This is a genomic window from candidate division KSB1 bacterium (assembly GCA_034506255.1).
Classification (GTDB): Bacteria; Zhuqueibacterota; Zhuqueibacteria; order Zhuqueibacterales; family Zhuqueibacteraceae; genus Coneutiohabitans; species Coneutiohabitans thermophilus.
Genome location: JAPDPX010000004.1, coordinates 75,452 through 93,010, shown reverse-complemented (window position 1 = coordinate 93,010; position 17,559 = coordinate 75,452). Strand labels below are relative to the sequence as shown.

At 59.7% G+C, this 17,559-nt stretch carries 14 protein-coding genes; 8 read left to right on the top strand and 6 right to left on the bottom strand.

All coding sequences use genetic code 11. The annotated features are described in order from the left end of the window. Positions 1-6: 6 nt before the first annotated feature. From ONB52_08980 to ONB52_08960, 5 genes are all read right to left on the bottom strand, one after another. Entirely contained in the window at positions 7-552 is a 546-nt protein-coding gene (locus ONB52_08980; protein MDZ7416278.1) for a hypothetical protein, read from the bottom strand. 17 nt (positions 553-569) lie between these two features. Next, positions 570-1,709 (bottom strand): aminopeptidase, encoded by a 1,140-nt coding sequence (locus ONB52_08975; GenBank protein ID MDZ7416277.1) that lies wholly within the window; start codon positions 1,707-1,709, stop codon positions 570-572. 142 nt (positions 1,710-1,851) lie between these two features. Beyond that, the gene (locus ONB52_08970; protein ID MDZ7416276.1) at positions 1,852-2,601 is read right to left on the bottom strand and encodes an exodeoxyribonuclease III; all 750 of its coding nucleotides are present in this window, start codon (positions 2,599-2,601) and stop codon (positions 1,852-1,854) included. A gap of 274 nt (positions 2,602-2,875) precedes the next feature. Further along, positions 2,876-4,387 carry a bifunctional metallophosphatase/5'-nucleotidase gene (locus ONB52_08965; GenBank protein ID MDZ7416275.1) on the bottom strand — a complete coding sequence of 504 codons (1,512 nt, stop codon included), beginning with the start codon at positions 4,385-4,387 and terminating at the stop codon, positions 2,876-2,878. Between the two features lie 624 nt (positions 4,388-5,011). Further along, positions 5,012-5,488: a flavin reductase family protein gene (locus ONB52_08960; GenBank protein MDZ7416274.1), complete on the bottom strand. Its 477-nt coding sequence runs from the start codon at positions 5,486-5,488 to the stop codon at positions 5,012-5,014. Between the two features lie 391 nt (positions 5,489-5,879). On the opposite strand from ONB52_08960, the gene ONB52_08955 reads away from it, so the two are divergent. The 5 genes from ONB52_08955 to ONB52_08935 all read left to right on the top strand — a co-directional run bounded on the left by ONB52_08955 (position 5,880) and on the right by ONB52_08935 (position 11,927). Then, positions 5,880-6,365 carry a hypothetical protein gene (locus tag ONB52_08955; GenBank protein MDZ7416273.1) on the top strand — a complete coding sequence of 162 codons (486 nt, stop codon included), beginning with the start codon at positions 5,880-5,882 and terminating at the stop codon, positions 6,363-6,365. Between the two features lie 151 nt (positions 6,366-6,516). Continuing rightward, positions 6,517-7,956, top strand: coding sequence for a HAMP domain-containing histidine kinase (locus tag ONB52_08950; protein MDZ7416272.1), 1,440 nt, complete (start codon positions 6,517-6,519; stop codon positions 7,954-7,956). A gap of 323 nt (positions 7,957-8,279) precedes the next feature. Further along, positions 8,280-9,674: a sigma-54 dependent transcriptional regulator gene (locus ONB52_08945; GenBank protein MDZ7416271.1), complete on the top strand. Its 1,395-nt coding sequence runs from the start codon at positions 8,280-8,282 to the stop codon at positions 9,672-9,674. Between the two features lie 195 nt (positions 9,675-9,869). Further along, positions 9,870-10,700, top strand: a complete 831-nt coding sequence (locus tag ONB52_08940; GenBank protein MDZ7416270.1) for a Ku protein — start codon at positions 9,870-9,872, stop codon at positions 10,698-10,700. A gap of 138 nt (positions 10,701-10,838) precedes the next feature. Then, entirely contained in the window at positions 10,839-11,927 is a 1,089-nt protein-coding gene (locus ONB52_08935; protein ID MDZ7416269.1) for a tetratricopeptide repeat protein, read from the top strand. Between the two features lie 279 nt (positions 11,928-12,206). Here ONB52_08935 and ONB52_08930 read toward each other — a convergent pair whose 3' ends face one another. Next, positions 12,207-12,797 carry a porin family protein gene (locus tag ONB52_08930; protein ID MDZ7416268.1) on the bottom strand — a complete coding sequence of 197 codons (591 nt, stop codon included), beginning with the start codon at positions 12,795-12,797 and terminating at the stop codon, positions 12,207-12,209. Between the two features lie 969 nt (positions 12,798-13,766). On the opposite strand from ONB52_08930, the gene ONB52_08925 reads away from it, so the two are divergent. The 3 genes from ONB52_08925 (at position 13,767) to ONB52_08915 (ending at position 17,462) form a co-directional block, all read left to right on the top strand. Beyond that, positions 13,767-14,012: a hypothetical protein gene (locus tag ONB52_08925; protein MDZ7416267.1), complete on the top strand. Its 246-nt coding sequence runs from the start codon at positions 13,767-13,769 to the stop codon at positions 14,010-14,012. Continuing rightward, positions 14,009-14,179: a hypothetical protein gene (locus tag ONB52_08920; GenBank protein MDZ7416266.1), complete on the top strand. Its 171-nt coding sequence runs from the start codon at positions 14,009-14,011 to the stop codon at positions 14,177-14,179. Before ONB52_08925 ends, ONB52_08920 begins: the two co-directional genes overlap by 4 nt. A 184-nt stretch (positions 14,180-14,363) precedes the next feature. Then, positions 14,364-17,462: a carboxypeptidase-like regulatory domain-containing protein gene (locus ONB52_08915; GenBank protein ID MDZ7416265.1), complete on the top strand. Its 3,099-nt coding sequence runs from the start codon at positions 14,364-14,366 to the stop codon at positions 17,460-17,462. The last annotated feature ends 97 nt before the right edge of the window (positions 17,463-17,559 follow it).

Here is a 17,559-nt window from a genome sequence, read left to right as displayed (position 1 = left end):
GCCTTCTCATTGCGCGACGTTGGGGCGGTGAATCTGCAGGCTCTCGATTCCTTCGTAGCCTTTCACCGGCCGGATCTCCACTGATTTTTCCAGCCGTTGGCCGGGGTCGAGATAAACGCTGGCGCCCTGCTGGAAGACACGGCCCTCCGGCGGCGTGACCACCGCCCGGGCAATCACGAAGCGCGGCGTGGTCTCCCGCGGCCGCACACTCAAATCCAAAATGGCGGTTTCACCGCGTTTGAGACTGCCTTCCCAGTTGAGTTTGCCGCTGAGCAATTCGTACTTTTCCGGCAGCGTGATGGTGAGAGCCACCCGGGCCTGCGCCAGGCGCGGTGAAAACGTTGTCTGAATCCGGGCCGTGCCGTCGGGTGAGCGATCCACCACTTGCATGTGCAAATCCAGCGGCAGTGACACGCCCACCTCGAGCGGCAGCCGGGCGGATTCGGCCGCCACCGCGGGCACGGCCTGCGAAGCGGGCGGTTGCTTCTGACAGGCTGCCAGCAGAAGAACACCGGCCAGCAGCAGAGCATCGGAAAAACGACTGATGGGCATGAGAATGACTCCTTTCCCTATCGGTTTCTGTTGATGAAAGCGAGAGACTTGCCCCTCAGGAGAAACTTGCCGTTGCGATAAATCAGCTCATCATCCACCCAAATCTCCCCGCCGTGGCGCAAATCGCAAATCATGTCCCAGTGAATTGCGGATTCATTGACGCCACCAGATTCTGGATAACTGGCGCCCAGCGCCAGGTGAAAAGTCCCGCCGATCTTTTCATCGAACAAAATCTGCCGTGTGAAACGGGTGATCCCGGGATTGGTCGCTATGGCAAACTCGCCCACCCGCCGTGCGCCCGCATCGGTGTCGAGAATGGCAAGCAGCAGCGCTTCATTCCTCTCGGCGGTGGCACGCACCACCCGGCCCGCCTCGAACCACAACCGCACGCCGGAAACTTCCTGGTCGTGATAAATGGCGGGATAGGAGAAGCAGACGTGGCCCGTCACGCTGTCTTCCACCGGTGCGGTGAACACCTCGCCGTCGGGCAGATTGAAGGTGCCGGCGCAGTTGATGAACGGCCGGCCGGCAATGCTCAGGCGCAGATCGGTCTCCGGCGCTTTCACCCGCACGCTTTTTTTGCCTTTCAGCCAGGCGATGATTTCATCCTGCGCGGCGGCCATTTGTTGCCAGTAACCAATGGGATCCTCGGGCTCCGGCATGCAGGCGTGATAGAAGAAGTCCTCGAACTCGCGCAGGCTCATGTCGGCGTCCTGCGCATAGCCGTGGGTGGGAAAGAGCGTGTAAACCCAGCGCAACTCGCCGCGCGCCGTGCGCTGCATCAACGTGCGGTTCAGCCCGTTGCGTGCCTGTGCCCGGCGCGCCAGTCGCGCCGGGTCGATGTGACTGAGCGCGCGTGTGTTGGGCACGGCGTCAATTTGAATCATCACCTCGAAGGTTTCGCGAATCAATTTCTCCACGGGGGAGATGTGTTGCAGTTGCGTCTCGCTGGCATGACGATAGAACACTTCATTGGCTTCCGGCAGCTCGGGCCACAGCAGCGGTTGGCCGCCGACCTGCAACACCCTGGCGTACACCGCCAGCAGCAACGGTTCGGCCGGCGTGCCACCCTGAATGACAACGCGGTCACCGGCACGCACGCCCACGGAATAATTGACCAGCAGATCGGCGAGTTTCTCGATGCGGGTATCGGTCATGCTTGTTCGGGTTGCGGTAAATATGGAATGTTCCTGCGCGATCAATCTTCCGGCAACAGCCTGAGCGGAGCTTCAGCGTCTCCGCAGTTTTCATGGCGGCCGGCGTTCCGGGTCCGGCGTTGCCTCGCCCGGGGCGGCAGCTTCAAGTAATGATGATGCCCACCGGACAATGATCTGATCCCGTCACCTCCGGGAGGATGAATGCCGCCTGCAAACGTGGCCGCAGGGCCGCCGAGATGCAAAAATAATCGATGCGCCAGCCCACGTTGCGACGGCGGGCGTTGCCGATCTGGCTCCACCAAGTGTAATGTCCCCCCTCCCGGTTGAACTCGCGAAAGGTGTCGAGGAATCCTTTTTTGATGAAATTATCGAATCCTGCGCGTTCCTCCGGGGTGAAGCCGTGATTGCCGACATTGGCCCTGGGATTGGCGAGATCAATCTCGCTATGCGCCACGTTTAAATCACCGCAAAAGATCACCGGCTTCCTGCGCTCCAGCCGCGTGAGAAACTTCAAAAAATCAGCGTCCCATTGCATGCGGTACGCCAGGCGGGAGAGGTCGCGCTTGGCATTGGGGGTGTAGACATTGACCAAAAAGAAATCGCTGAATTCCGCGGTGAGCACACGGCCTTCGCGATCATGCTCCGCCACCCCCATGCCGGGGTGCACCGCAAGTGGCGTGATTTTGGTGAAGATGGCGGTGCCGGCATAACCCTTCTTTTCCGCGGTGTTCCAAAATTGTTGATAGCCCGGCAGGGCAAGACTCACTTGCTCGGGCCCGGCTTTGGTTTCCTGAACGCACAATACCTCCGGCGCGGCAGTCTGCACGAAGTCCACAAAATTCTTTTTGAGCACGGCACGAATGCCGTTGACATTCCAGGAAATAAGTTTCATGGGTGGCCGGGAAGGGCAAAAACTCCTGACGATGGCATCTTCTGCTTCCCCGGCGCAACGGGCGGGAAAGCGCGACAAAATAGGGCGCTGCCGCAAATAATGCAAAACTTTTTAGAGTTCATCCGAAATCGTGAACTTTTTTGAGTAAATTTTCCCGCGATGATCCGGCCGTTGCATGAGATTCCCGGGGACTCGACACCCGTCGTTGGGGAAATCCTGCTCAGCCGGGGGAGGAACTTGTTGGGACGGAAATTTTCACAATAGAGCACGGGCCCTACCGCGTGCCGTAGGTCTCCTGTAGATGGAGAATAAATGCCCGGCGAATCTCCGCCACCTTTTCATTCAAAACGGTGAGGCCGGGATTGCTGCGCTGCAAATAGTCCAGGCCCTGTTCATTTCCGCTGATCAGAAAATCACTGCTCGCCACCTTGTAGCGGTGGCCGGGGTCCAGCTCGTTGCCCTTGATGCGCCAGCGGCCCCGCCCTTCGTCCCAACTCACGTTGGCGGTGTGCAAATAGCCGCCACTGCCTTTGTTCTTGCGGCCCTGCTCCAACACCCTGGCGAGCAGCTCACCGGTCATTTCCACCAGCGCGAGATTGCCGCCAAAGGGCAGAAGACGAATGATGTCATATTCGGTGATCGGGCCGGCCGGCAGCACATCGTCGATGCGGATCGAACCGCCGTTGAACAGCGCCAGTTCCGCTTCGGGCGCGGCGCGCAGAAAAGAGGCGGCGATCAAATCGGTCAGCAGACCGGGGTGGTTGCGCACCACGGCCTCCCGGCCATCGAGCTCGACCGGCGAATTGACCACAAGTTTCTCCGGGGCAAAACCCATCTGGCGAAAAGCGGCAAAAGCCACCGCCACCCATTTCTGCACTTCGACCCTCGCCGCCGGATCCTCTGCAATCCTGTCGGTGATGGGCTGCAGGCGTGAATTGATCCGCACCTGCCTGGCGGCTGGGTCATAATGCAGCTCGTGAACGTAAACCGAGCGCACGTTGGCATCCGCCTTGAAAACCGGGGTGAAGTCCGGGCCGCGCCAAACTTGCACGTTCTCATGTTCGTGCCCGCCCAGGATCAAGTCGATCTCCGGCAGCGCCTGCGCCAGGGCGAGGTCATCTTCCAGCGGAAGATGCGTGACCGCAATCAGAATATCCACCTGCCCGCGCAGCCTGGCCACCTGTTGTCGCGCCGTCGCCAGCGGATCGCTGAAGCTGACATAATCGGGCTTGTTCTTCGTCATGGTCACGCCGAACAGGCCCACGCGCACGTGCTGTTGCGCGGCAGTGACGACGGTGAAGCGCACATTTTCAGCGACACCCGGAAACGGCCGGCCGTCACGGTCGAACACATTGCTGGAAAACCAGGTGAAGCGCGACTCGGCCAGGCGTTTGCGGAACGCCTCCTCCTTCAGATCGAATTCATGGTTGCCGAAAGTGCAAAAGTCCAGCCCGATGGCATTGAGCACCGCCACCATCTGCCGGCCGGCCAGCCGCTCGCCTTCCACCACGGCGGTGCCGAGCGCCGAGGGGCTGAGCAGATCACCGGCAAGAATCATGAAAGTGTTGGGATTGTGCTGTTGTAATTGGCGCCGCAGCGTGGCCAGCCGCGCTAGGCCGCCCTCCTTGCCGCCGCTCACCGGCGTGAGTTCGTAGAGATCATTGATTTGCAGCAGCGTGATCGCGGCGCCGGCCTCGCGTCTGGCCAGATTCGCCGGACCGGCACAGGCAGACAGGGCGACGAGCAGGGCCGGCAACCATTCCCGCCGGAAAAGGCGTTTCCACATGATCAAGGCTCCGTTTCAGGTTACCACCAAAATGCTTCTGTGAAGAGACGTTTCAGGGGCGGACCCGACGACGAAAGTTCATTTTCATCATGGGGGGCTGCCGCGCGCGGCATGCAAATCACGCGGAAAAACGATCATGCCCGTGAACTTCTTCACAACACAGATTTTCGCCGATGAACGCAGAGGCAACCTGATTTTGCACTCAGATTGATCCCCTCCGCGAGGAACGCCGATTTGATCGCGACGCCCAACCATCCACGGGGTGGGGCATGAAAAATTTTGCAGGCCAACGTGCGGTCAACTCCGGCAGGGGTGCACGTCACACACGCCATTTCTTCCGGACAAGAGCAAGCCAGCATGTAAAATTCAGGCAGCGGGACAGCGATTCAACCTTTAGTGTCGGGATCAAACACAAACAATCCGCCCACGAAAGCAGAAATCCCTACGGAAAAAGCCATTTCATGGGAGTTCGTTTTCGTGGGGGGAGGAGAGAAGCCATGACACCTTTGGCAAAAGGGAGAATTTCGCAATCAGAGTCTCTGCATATGAAAAAAGTCTTGCTCGACTTCGAACAGAATAACTGACGGCGTGCTTGCTTTCCCGCTCGCAAAAGCCATGTCCGGCTCACAGCGTATGATAACTGCCGCGGAAGTAAAGCAACGGCGGCAGGTCCGCATTCTGGCCCAGCGCGACAACTTCACCGACGAAAATCGTGTGATCACCGCCTTCATGCGTTGCCACCAGCCGGCAGTCCAGCCAGGCCAGACATTCCTCCAAAATCGGCGCGCCGGTGATGGCGGTGCGCAACCGGAGATCGGCAAAGCGCTCGCGCGCCGGCAGTTCTTCGCGTGCAAAGCGTCGAGCCGCGGCACGCTGTGACGCAGCGAGAATGCTCACCGCAAAGCAGCCACCCTGCCGGATCAGATCATGACTTTGCGCCGCCTTGTTCACGCACACCAAAACCAGCGGCGGTGCCAGCGACACCGAGCAGAAAGCGTTGGCCGTCAGGCCGTGAATGATCCCGCCGGCGCGCGTGGTCACAATTGTGACGCCGGTGGCAAATCTGCCCATCACCTGGCGGAATTCGTGCTCTGCAATCATGCTGGGGCCTCGACGAACTGAGGGGGTGAACCTCCTCGCAGCGCGCCGCGGGGCGTGCCGCCGGCGTGACAGCCGGTTTTTTGCGGCGCAATATAGCCCGGCAACCGGCCAAATGCAAGCAGCAGCAACGCATCCGGCCGGCAGTGCGGCAAGAAGCTGCTTGACATTCAAAAGGCCTTTCCCTTAATTGCGGGTGCTGCGCGACGTGCCGGTTCGAAAATATTCCATCCCGGCGACTTCGGGCTTTTCATTGCGACGAGCGCTGCGCAGGCAACGGGCCTTTTATCGCATCGAACGGGCCGTGGCCACAGGATTTCTTGACGAGTGTGCGACGAGGAACGGACACCCATCAAACCAAAACGGTAGTCATGCCGGTTGCGAGGGTCGTATCATGAATCGTTCATCTTTGGTCGCTGGCGGCCTGCTGATTGTGCTGGGCCTGGCTTTTCTGGCGGGGAATGTTGTCAGAATGTACTGGGAGGAATGGTGGCCGCTGTGGCTCATCATCGGCGGCGTGATCTTTCTGTTTCCCTACCTGTCCAACCGGCGGTACTACGGCTTCCTCATGCCGGCCGCCATCCTGATCAGTCAGGGTCTGCTTTTTCTTTACTGCACCTGGAGCGGGCGCTGGGATCACATGGGCAGCCTGTGGCCGATCTTCATTCTTGGCCCGGGTATGGGTTTTCTCCTGATGTACTTTCTCGGCGGGCGCGAGCGCGGGCTGCTGCTTCCCGGCATCATCCTGACCGGCATGGCTGCGCTCTTCCTGATCATTTTTGGTCCGTTTTCGGAGTTGCGGGCCTACTGGCCGGTGGTGTTGATCCTGGCGGGATTGTATTTGATCTTTGGCCGCCGCCATGCTGCCGGCAGCCCGTGAAGCCCGGCTGGCCGGTGGCCGGATTCCTGCATGGCATGTGCTTCTTTTTAGCCAGCCTTGCGACGGCGCGGTGTTTTTTTCAGTCGCAGCACGCCGCCAGCCGTTCTTTTCAGCCGCCCGCGCGGCATGGCGGCAACTGGCATCTGAGCTCATGTTCCGTCCACGCATTCGCACACAACTCATTCTCTTTCTCATTCTACAGGTGGGCACGCTGCTGGCGCTGGCGGGTTTTTATCTGCACGGACGCATGCGCGCCCAGATCGAAAGCGAGCTGGCTGACAAACTGGTGGCGCTGGCGGTCAGCGGCGCACAACTCGTTGCCTCTGCCAGCGGCGTGACCCCGGTCATCAGCCTGGTTCCCGGCGATGAAGCCTCACGCACCGTGCAGGCGCTGCGGCAGGCTTGCGCGCCCCTGCTGGCGGCGGGCAAACTCAACCGTTTGGTGATCTGCGATCGCGACTCCCGCCTGCTGTTTGACAGTCGCAGCGAGCTGGCCATTGGCAGCGAATATGTGCGGCTGCGTTTCGATCGGGAGGAAATGATGCGTGCCTGGCACGGCTGGCCATGTGCGGCGAAACTGTTCTTTGATGCGCAGCAACGGCCCTTCAAAGCGGCCTATGCACCGCTCACCGAGGGCGGGGAGGTGCGCGCACTGGTGGGCATCGAAGGCAGCGCCGCCAGTCTTGCTGCCGTCGCCGAGATGCAGCGGGTGTTGTGGAGCATAGCCGCGCTCGGCCTGCTGGCGGCCGCACTCAGCGGCATCATCTTTGCGCAACGCCTGACGTCGCCGCTGGAGCGCTTGCGCGCGGCAGCGCAAGCCATCGGCCACGGCGCACCCTCCGTGTCGTTCGAGGTGAAGGGCACCGAGGAGATTCGCTTTCTGGCGCAGACCATGCAGCAAATGCACACCGCGATCGTCAACCGCGAACAAAACCTGCACCTGATGCTGGCCGGCGTGGCGCATGAGATTCGTAATCCGCTCGGCGGCATCGAGTTGTTTGCCGGCATGCTGGAGAGCGACGCGCCGGCAGCGCTCAAGCCGCAGGTGCAGCGCATTCGCGCCGAAGTGCGGCGGCTGGAAAACACCGTGCGCGATTTTCTCGATTATGCCCGGCCGCGGCCGAGTGTCCGGCAGCAGGTGCGCGTGCGCCCGATCATCGAAGACGTGCACACCCACTTGCACAGTCTGCATCCGGCTGTGACCTGGCGGCTGCGCGTGGCCGCCACCGCCTCCGCGCTGGTGGATGAAGAGCAGTTACGCCGCATGGTGCTCAATCTCGCGGGCAATGCCATCGAGGCCATGAACGGCAGCGGTGAGCTTGAAATCAGTGCCGCAGCAGCACACGGCCGTCTCCAACTCTCAATCAAAGACAGCGGCCCCGGGGTGGCGCCTGAATTGCGGGAAAAAATCTTCGAACCTTTTTTCACCACGCGGCCACAGGGCAGCGGCCTGGGTCTGGCGTTGGTGCGCCGTTTTGCCGAATTGAACGGCGGCCACATTGAATTGGTACCGAGCAAGAAGGGCGCGCACTTCCGGTTGACCCTGCCGCAGGAACCGCCGGCTGCGGGCGGAAAATCGAGCGATGTTTGACGCTGCGGCATGAAAGGATGCCATGAAAAACTCGAACCCCGCGGGAGAAATCAGGACAGCTCCGCCGCGACTGCACCGTGGCATGCAACACACTGGGTGGGAAGTTCCATGCAACACCCGGGCTGTTGCTGATCCTGTGAAGCAAAACCGTTACAAGGCGGTGATACACCCGCAATGCTCCCGGGCATGATTCGTGCAGTTCGTGGGTCATCCCGGCCAGCCCGGGATTTTCGATGTGAGGATGGGCCGCGAGCTGACGCACGGCCTCGCTGCCCCCAACCAGAGACCCGGCAGGGCGGAGTGACTCGTGGAGCGCCAACAACATGTCTGAAAAACTCAAGCTCGTGATCATCGAAGACAATGCCGCCATGCGGGAGGGGCTGGAGCAGGTCGCCCGGCGCCAGGGGCATGAGGTGACGGCGTTCGAGCGCGCCGAGGACGCACTACGGGCGCTCAGCGCCGCGCCGGCGGATCTGATCATTTCGGATTACCGCCTGCCCGGCATGAACGGCCTGGAGCTGCTGGAGAAAGTCAGGGCACTGCGGCCCGGCTGTGAGGTGATGGTGGTCACCGCGTTCGGCTCCATCGAGCTGGCGGTGCAGGCGATGCAAAAGGGTGCGGCGGACTTCATCACCAAGCCGGTTTCACCGGAGGAGCTGACGCTCAAACTCGAACATTTTACGCAGCGTCTCGGCCAGCGCCGCCAGCTCGAAAGTCTGCAGGAACAGAACCGCTACCTGCGCCAGCAGGAGGAGCAGCAGTTCAATTTTGGTGAAATCATCGGGCAGGCGCCGGTGATGCAGGACGTCTTTCGCATGCTGCAAAAGGTCGCCCCCACCGATGCCAGCGTGATCATCTACGGCGAAAGCGGCACCGGCAAGGAGTTGGTGGCCCGTGCGATTCACAAGAACAGCAGCCGCAGCGAGGGGCCGTTTGTGCGGGTGAACTGCGGCGCGCTGTCGGAAACCCTGCTGGAGTCCGAGCTTTTCGGCCACGAAAAGGGCGCCTTCACCGGCGCGCTCAAACGCAAACTCGGCCGCTTTGAATTGGCACAGCGCGGCACCATTTTCCTGGATGAAGTGGGCGACATCTCGCCGAATCTGCAAGTCAAACTGTTGCGTGTCCTGCAGGAAAAGGAATTCGAGCGCGTCGGTGGCGAAGAAACCGTGCAGGTCGATGTGCGCGTCATTGCCGCCACCCATCGCAATCTCAAGGAGGAGGTCGCGGCCGGCCGTTTCCGCGAAGATTTGTACTACCGCCTGCACATCGTGCCCATCACGCTGCCGGCACTGCGACAGCGTCTGGAGGATTTGCCGCTACTGGCCGATCATTTTCTGCAGCGCCTGGGGCGTGAGCTGCGCAAACCCCGCCTGCGCCTGGAGCCCGCAGTGTTGGAGATGATGAAGAACTATCACTGGCCCGGCAACGTGCGCGAGCTGGAAAACGTGCTCGAGCGCGCCGCCGTGCTTTGCGAAGATGCCACCATCACGCTGGCGGAAGTGCCGCCACTGGTGAAAGATCGCGGCGCGATTCTTTCCCTCAGCGAGGACAACCTCGATTTGAACAAGACGCTCGCAGAAGTCGAACGCGCCATGCTGGAACGGGCACTGGCGCGTGCACACGGGGTGAAGGCGGAAGCCGCACGCCTGCTGGGCATCAAGACCACGACGCTGTTGTACAAATTGGGAAAATACGGCCTGGAAAACGCGCAGGAATAGGCCGGCGCGGCACGGCTTTGGTTCCGCGACGATGCCAGCCCACGGTGGCGGCGGCCACAGCGCGCCACCGCCAGCGTGGAAATTCCCGCTTGACATCCTGAAGGCTTTTCTGTACCATCATGGCGGATTTTCCGCTGCTTGCGCGTGCTGTGGTATATTCTCCCTTAAAATCGCCAACCCGAAGGAGACCGACCCATGCGAGCGCTGTGGACCGGCCGGCTGCAATTCAGCCTGTTCGACTTTCCGGTAAAAATTTACTCGGCGACGCAAGCGCACGAGATTTCGCTCAACCTGCTGCACGCGCCCTGTCTGTCCAAGATCAAATATGAAAAGCGCTGCCCGCTGCACGGGCCGGTGCTCGAGGATGAACTCATCAAGGGCTATGAATACGAAGCCGGCAAGTTCGTCACCCTGAGCGAAGCCGAGCTGGAGGCGCTCGCGCCCAAAACGCAACGCACGCTGCAAATCTTCTTCTTCGTGGAGCAGGCCGCGCTCGAACCGCTGCGCTTCGACACGCCCTATTATCTGGCGCCCGACGGCCCGCTGGCGGCCGAGGCCTTCTGCAATCTGCGCGAAGCCATGCGCCCCTCCGGCAAATTCGGGATCGGACAAATGGTAATGAACCGCAAGCAGCAGTTGGTGGCGTTATGGGTGCGGGAGAATCTCATCGTTGTCTCGACGCTGCGCTATGACAATGAACTGCGGGATACCGCCCAACTCGACGAGGTCAACGGCGGCCTCAAGAAAAACAAAGAGGGCATTCAAATGGCGGCCGCCCTGATCGACAAACACACCAAAAAATTCCGCGCCAAAAATTTCAAGGATGGGTATCAGGAAAAACTGCTGGCCCTGATCAAGGAGAAGGTTGCCAGGCTGCAGGCTGCTGCCCAGATGAAGGAAGTGGAGAGGGCTGCCACCTATGCCTCGCCGTTGTCGGGCAACGGCGGAACCGTCCGCCGCGGCATGGAAAAAGCACCGCCGGTTGCCAAAAAACCGCGCCGCAAAACCGGCACGGATGAGGAATAACCTCTCCCGCGACACGACAAATTCGACTCGCCACTTCTCATTGGCGGTACGGGCGCAACCACCAACCACATGGAGATAAGGATCCGTGTGGTTTTTTCATGTCAGGCCCATCTGGAGGAAGGGAGCTGATGCCAGGACATGTCCAATCACGCTGACTCCAAACTTCTTGCCGGCGCCGTGGTGGTGTTTACGGGCAAGCTCTTCGCATTTTCACGACGGCAGGCGCAGGAATTGGTGCGCCGCCTGGGCGGCCAGGCGCCGCCGCGCGTCACCAGGGAAACCACCATGCTGGTGATCGGCGAGGAGGGCTATCTCGCCAACATCGTGAAGAGCAACAAGCTCAAGCGTGCGGAGGCGATCAATGCCAGCGGCGGCCGTATCCGCATTCTCTCCGAAGCCGAATTCCTCGAAATGACCGGCCAGGAAAGCAGAGCCGCACTCGAGAAAAAATTCTATTCCCTGGCCCGCATTCAACGCGTGTTTCCGCGGCTGCGGCCGGATCTGGTGCGTTACTTCGCGCATTGGGGCCTGTTCACGCCCGCGGTCAAAACCAACGCCGAACACTACTACGAGTTCAAAGATCTGCTCACCTTCCGGCAAATCGACGAGCTGCTCCAACAGAAACTGCCCCTGCGCACGATCGCGCAGCGCATTCTGGCCGGCCGGCAACCCTCGCCGCAGACGGTGCTCGAGTTCGAAGAGTACAAGCCCAAAGGCGCGGTGGTGGCGCTCACCCCCAAACCCGCCGTCACCGAGCTGCCGCGCACCGCGGAAGACTGGTACCACCTGGGTTATGCAGCGGATGGCAATCCCGAAACCTACGATCAGGCCATTGCCGCCTATGAAAACGCGCTCGCCATGAAGCCGGATTTTGTCGAAGCCCTGATCAATCTCGCCAACATTCACTGTCACCGCCGCGAACTGCCGCGGGCGGCGGAGCTGCTCGAACGCGCGCAGGCGGTGGATGAGAACAACCATCTCGTCTGCTACAATCTCGCCAACCTCTACGATGAGTTGGGGGAGACCGGCAAGGCACTGCAACTTTATCAGCGCGCCCTCACCCTCTTCCCCGAATATGAACCCGCGATTTTCAACCTCGCCGTGGTTTATGAGAAACTCGGCATGCGGGAGGCGGCGCGCATGCAATGGCAGCGTTATTTGCAGCTCGATCCCTCGGGCGAATGGGCGGCCATTGCCCGCGAGCATCTGCAGGACAGCCCGGAATAGATGTTTTCCAGGGCGCCGCCCCGTGCTTCATTTCACCACAAATGCTGCAAGGCAAACCCTCTCACACAAACAAAACTCCCACCCAAACCGTTTCGTGGGAGCCCATTTTCGCGGGAGGAAAAAACGGCACCTTCGCCCAACCAGCGATTCTATTGCGCACAGCGACAGCATCCGTCCACGAAAACAGAACGCCCACGGAAAAAGCTGATCCGTGGGAGTCCATTTGCGGGGGAGAAAAACGCGACGGCCTCGTCCTGCAGGCTTTATGGCAAGCCGGTCTCATTGCAGAGTGAGGTGGAGCATGAAGCCGCGACTGTCGCCGGGAAGGGGGTCTTCGAGCTTTTCGAAATCACTCTCATGCCCAAGGCGCCGGCGATCGAAGTCAAAATCCTTCCAGTAAAATTCTCCGCCGAGCGAGAGAAACTTCGCCAGTCGATATTCGACGCCCAGCGCCCACACCACACCGCCGCCAGTCAGTGTGATTTGCGTGGCTTCGGTTTCCAGGATGAAACCGCCGAGACCAACCTTGCCGTAGGGCCGGAATCTCTGGAAGGGGCGAAGTTTGTACTGCAGATTCAGCTCCACGCCGGTCATGCCGCTTTGCAACTCCGGCAGCTCTTCCTGCACATGCTTGCTCACTTGCAAGCCGAGCCACAGCGTCACCGGCTGCGACACGCCATATCCGAGATGCAGAGCAAGCGCGCCCGCCGGTTCAAGGTTCAGGGCGCCGGCCAGGCGTTCACTGCCGGCGCCGAGATCCAGCTTCAACCCGATGTTGGAGAGCGCGACGGCCGGCTGGGAGCGCACTGCCCTGGGCGCCAGCAGCAAGACCACGGTGAGCGCGACGAGCAAAACTGTCTTGGTTTTCATGGTTCACGGCTCCTTGTCATTGTGAGAGTCTGCCGGCCAAAGGACAAATGCCATGCCATTCGGGACGCGGCAGGAACGCCATGATTTTCAGTGCCGGGCAGCATCACGCATGCGGTGATAAAGACACACTGTTGCCTGCCCGCCACACCGGTCTGCGGCGGCGGTGGCGCAGGCGCTGCACTATCAACCAGGCAGTGCAGATTTGCAAAAGTTCACCCAACGGGAGGCGCAACGGCTTGGCCGGTGCGTGGAACTTCACACAAAACTCTCCTGCGAGCCACGGCCCAGTCGTGGTTGAACTGTCATGAAGAAAATGTTGGCATTGCCTTCATGACTGACGGGCGGCAGGCAGCCGGGGGTAATCCTGTCTCAGTTGCGCAAGACACCGCACCGGCATCCCCACCTGCAGACAAGAGGTCCAATGTCACCAACTTTTTCAAGAAAGTCGTGCCAGGAGATTTACGGGTGCAAAACATTCAGGTCTCATGCCGAGCGACCACCTGGATTTTACATGCCGGTTTGCTGTTGCCCGGAGGAAATGACGTGTTCACAAAACGCCGCCAGTTATACCGTTCGAAGCCAAGCAAGACTTTTTTCGAAGGTGGAGCGGCCCTGACTTCGAAATTCGCCCGTTTGCCGAAGGCGTCACGGCTTCTCTCCACGAAAGTGGACTCCCACGACATGGCTGTTCCCGTGGGATTTCTGTTTTCGTGGGCAAATTGTTTGTGTTTGACCCTGACACTGAAGGTTGAATAGCGGTTGCGCTGCCTGAATTTTACATGCTGGCTTGCTCTTGTCCGGAAGAAATGGCGTGTGTGACGTGCACCCCTGCCGGAGTTGACCGCACGTTGGCCGGCAAAATTTTTTATGCGCCACCCCCCTGGGTGTTTGGGCGCCGTGATCAAATCGGTGTTTCTCGTGGCGGGGGATCAATCTGGATGCAAAATTCAGCGAGCAAGAAGGTTTTCGATGAAAACCCGCTCGCATAATTTTTCTGTCACTGCCTTTGAATTGCCCGCAATTGGCTTGGCCCTCCAAAAAGTGAGCAGCATCGGACAAGAGCTCTGGGCGACGTCATCACAAGGAACCGGGCATTGCCGCCGGCGGAACATTTCGCTTGACATGGCTGGAAAGTTTGGCTATTTTGACCGGGCCCAACCGGGTGAATGTGGCCATATCTGCACCTTCAAAATCATGTTGGACGCGACAGCATGAGTGGCGATTGCCTTCAAGTCTTTCCCAAAATCCGCAACCTCATTCCTTATAATGGTAAAAAGCACCTTTCGCAACAACAGGAATTTTTGCCTTCTTTTTTCACAAAGCCGGGAAAAAAACGCGATTGGTTGACAGCAAATTTTGAAAAATTAAAAAGTGCTTGTTGATCTTTGCGTGGTCCGAGTCTTGCATTTTTTTGTTGACTGCCTGCACCGTGCGGAGTTGCGTTCTGGCGTAAAATTCTGAACCCCTCCCCCGATAAATTTTTAAACGACAGCATCTCTCTGATCATCATCGCTTCCTCTGGCGATCACGATTCCATTTTTCAAAATAAGGAGAGGAGAGTCACGCATGCCCAAGAAGTTTGTGCTCCTGCCCGCTGCTCTCGCCTGTTGCTTCGCACTGGCCCATGCCGGCACCACCGGCAAAATTGCGGGCACGGTGAAAGATGCGGAGACCGGAATGCCGTTGCCGGCGGTCAATGTCACTCTGGTCGGCACCACCATCGGCGCGGCGACGGCGCTGGATGGGTACTTTGTCATGCCCTTCGTTCCCGCCGGCACCTACACGCTGCGCGCCAGCATCATCGGTTACACGACTTACGAGGTCAAAGATGTGCGGGTGAATATCGATCTCACCACCACCATCAACGTGGCCATGAAACCCGAAGTCCTGGCGGGTGAAGAAGTGGTGGTGGTGGCAGAGCGGCCGGTGGTGCAGAAGGACGTTTCCGCCAGCACGGCGAACCTGAACATCAAAGAAGTCGAGGCGCTGCCGGTCGTCCGACTGGAGAACGTCGTGGCGCTGCAAGCCGGCGTGCGTTATGATGACACCGGCATCATCATCCGCGGCCGGGTCACCGACAACACCGCCAGCCAAACGGCCTTCGTGGTGGACGGCATCGCGCTGCGCGACGAACGCGACAACAAACCCTACACCGGCATCAGCTACACCGCCATCGAAGAGATTCAGATTCAAACCGGCGGTTTCAATGCCGAATATGGCAACATTCGCTCCGGTGTCGTCAATGTGACCACCAAGGAAGGCGGCAAGGATCGCTACACCTTCGGGTTGATTTCGCGCTACAGTCCGCCGGCGCAAAAGCATTTCGGGCCCTCCCCGCACGATCGCAATTCCTACTGGATCCGGCCCTTCGTCGATGAAGCGGTGTGCTGGACCGGCACCAACAACGGCGCGTGGGACGAGTTCACGCGCAAACAATATGCCCCCTTCGAAGGCGGCTGGAATGCCGTGGCGTTGAAACGCTTGCAGGATGATGACCCCAACAATGACCTCACTCCGGAGGCCCTGCGCCAGCTTTTCCTGTGGCAGCACCGCCGCCAGCTCGATATCGTGGACCCGGATTATGACTTCGATGTCAGCCTGGGCGGCCCGGTGCCGGTGATCGGAAAAGCCCTCAAAGACCTGCGCTTCTTCACCTCCTACCGCACCACCCAGGACATGTACCTCATCCCGCTCTCGCGTGACGGCTATCGTGATTACAACATGCAACTGAAGCTGACCGCGGATATCACGCCCAAAATGAAATTGATGATCGAGGGCATCAGCGGCCGGGAACGCGGCACGAACAACAACAATGCCGGCTTGCCCGGGCTGTTCCGCTCCACCAGCAGCATTGCCGCGGCGCTCAACCGGGTGAGCTACATCGACACGCGCATGTTCAACACCGATTACTGGGCGCCCTCCGCGATCACACGCAACAGCATCGGTGCCAAGCTCACGCACGTGCTCGGGCCCTCGACCTTCTACGAGGCCACGCTGCATTACTTCCACTCGCAGTATGAAACCAACCCCGGCCGGCCGCGCGACACCACGCCGCGCTACGCCTTCGGCAACGGGTACTTGGTGGACGAGGCCCCCTTCGGCTTTTATCCCTTCCCGGCGCCCGGCCTGGGCACCCCGGATTTCCGCATGGGCTTCGGCATGAGCAACTCGCGCGACAGCAGCAAAGTGGGGGTGTGGGCGGCCAAGTTCGACATCAGCAAACAAGTCGGCCGCTTCAACCAGTTCAAAGCCGGCTTCGAGTTTGTCTACACCGACAACAACGTCAACTACGCCCTGTTCGATTTCTATCTCCCCGACAACAACTCGCGGTCGGTATGGCACACCTTTCCGAAACGCGGTGCGCTTTACCTGCAGGACAAACTGGAGTTCGAGGGCATGATCGCCAATCTCGGCTTGCGCCTGGACTATTCCCATGCCGGCGGCGAGTGGTACGTCATCGAAAGCCCCTTCGATGCCGCCTTCTCCGGGGCCAAGGCCGACGGCATCGACACCCTGCTGGCCAAGGCCGACACCGAGCGCAAATTCACCCTCAGCCCGCGCCTGGGGGTTGCCTTTCCCATTTCCGTGAACAGCAAGCTCTACTTCAACTACGGCCATTTTCGCCAGCTTCCCACGCCCGATGATTTGTATCTCTTCCGGCGCGCCTCCGCAACCAAGGAAGTCATTCGCATCGGCAACCCCAACAATCCGCTGCAAAAGACCGTGGCCTACGAATTGGGGTATGAGCACAACCTGTTCGATCAATATCTGGTGCGGCTTGCCGGTTATTACAAGGATGTGTCGCTGCAACCGCGGCTGGTGAGATATCGCAGCATCCGCAACGCCGTGAACTATCAGGCGGTGGAGCCGACCAACTACGAAGACATTCGCGGCTTCGAGTTCACCGTCACGAAAAACCGTGGCAACTGGATTCAGGGATTCCTGAACTACACCTATCAGGTCAACACCTTCGGCAACTTCGGCTTTGCCGAATATGTCGATGTGAAGAGCCAGCAGGAAAGGTATGAGAACGACACGCGCTCGCACTATCAAGTCAAGCCGCTGGCGCAGCCGTTTGCACGCGCCAATGTCTATCTCTTCTCGCCGGCTGCCGTCGGCCCGAAAGTGCTGGGCTGGCATCCGCTGGAAAACTGGCGGTTGAACGTGCTGGCGACCTGGTCCTCCGGCGCCTATTACACGCCCCCGGGTGGCGCCAACATCACAGAGATTCAAAACATCCTGCACTGGAAGGATTTTTACAATGTGAACTTGCGCCTGAGCAAGACCTTCCGCCTTGCCAACGCCGAGGTGCAGTTCTTCATGGACGTCAACAACGCGCTCAATCTCAAGTACATGTCGCAGGGCGGCTTCGTGAACGCGGAGGATTACGAACGCTATCTCAAGTCCCTGCACTACCCGGCGGACATCAGCAAAATCCTGCGTGATTTCGATGCCGGTTACTCGCCCATTGTCGGCAATGACCGGCCGGGCGACTATCGCACCGTTCCCTACGAGCCGTATGATCCCAATGATCCCGATGAGGCCCGCAAAAAACGGATCCTTGAGACCAAGGCCTACATCGACATGCCGAACCAGGAGTTTCTCACATTTCTCAACCCGCGGGACATTTTCTTCGGCCTGCAATTGTCGTTCACCCTTTTTTGACATGACACGAGTGTGCCGCCGCCACGCCGGGCACGCCGGGCGGTCATCACCGGTGCCGGCGCAGGCAGCCACGTCATTCATTTTCACTCGAGGGAGC

Bases quoted from the DNA above. Each gene is read 5' to 3' on its own strand.
- ONB52_08980 (MDZ7416278.1), bottom strand. From the start codon at position 552: ATGCCCATCAGTCGTTTTTCCGATGCTCTGCTGCTGGCCGGTGTTCTT.
- ONB52_08975 (MDZ7416277.1), bottom strand. From the start codon at position 1,709: ATGACCGATACCCGCATCGAGAAACTCGCCGATCTGCTGGTCAATTAT.
- ONB52_08970 (MDZ7416276.1), bottom strand. From the start codon at position 2,601: ATGAAACTTATTTCCTGGAATGTCAACGGCATTCGTGCCGTGCTCAAA.
- ONB52_08965 (MDZ7416275.1), bottom strand. From the start codon at position 4,387: ATGTGGAAACGCCTTTTCCGGCGGGAATGGTTGCCGGCCCTGCTCGTC.
- ONB52_08960 (MDZ7416274.1), bottom strand. From the start codon at position 5,488: ATGATTGCAGAGCACGAATTCCGCCAGGTGATGGGCAGATTTGCCACC.
- ONB52_08955 (MDZ7416273.1), top strand. From the start codon at position 5,880: ATGAATCGTTCATCTTTGGTCGCTGGCGGCCTGCTGATTGTGCTGGGC.
- ONB52_08950 (MDZ7416272.1), top strand. From the start codon at position 6,517: ATGTTCCGTCCACGCATTCGCACACAACTCATTCTCTTTCTCATTCTA.
- ONB52_08945 (MDZ7416271.1), top strand. From the start codon at position 8,280: ATGTCTGAAAAACTCAAGCTCGTGATCATCGAAGACAATGCCGCCATG.
- ONB52_08940 (MDZ7416270.1), top strand. From the start codon at position 9,870: ATGCGAGCGCTGTGGACCGGCCGGCTGCAATTCAGCCTGTTCGACTTT.
- ONB52_08935 (MDZ7416269.1), top strand. From the start codon at position 10,839: ATGTCCAATCACGCTGACTCCAAACTTCTTGCCGGCGCCGTGGTGGTG.
- ONB52_08930 (MDZ7416268.1), bottom strand. From the start codon at position 12,797: ATGAAAACCAAGACAGTTTTGCTCGTCGCGCTCACCGTGGTCTTGCTG.
- ONB52_08925 (MDZ7416267.1), top strand. From the start codon at position 13,767: ATGAAAACCCGCTCGCATAATTTTTCTGTCACTGCCTTTGAATTGCCC.
- ONB52_08920 (MDZ7416266.1), top strand. From the start codon at position 14,009: ATGAGTGGCGATTGCCTTCAAGTCTTTCCCAAAATCCGCAACCTCATT.
- ONB52_08915 (MDZ7416265.1), top strand. From the start codon at position 14,364: ATGCCCAAGAAGTTTGTGCTCCTGCCCGCTGCTCTCGCCTGTTGCTTC.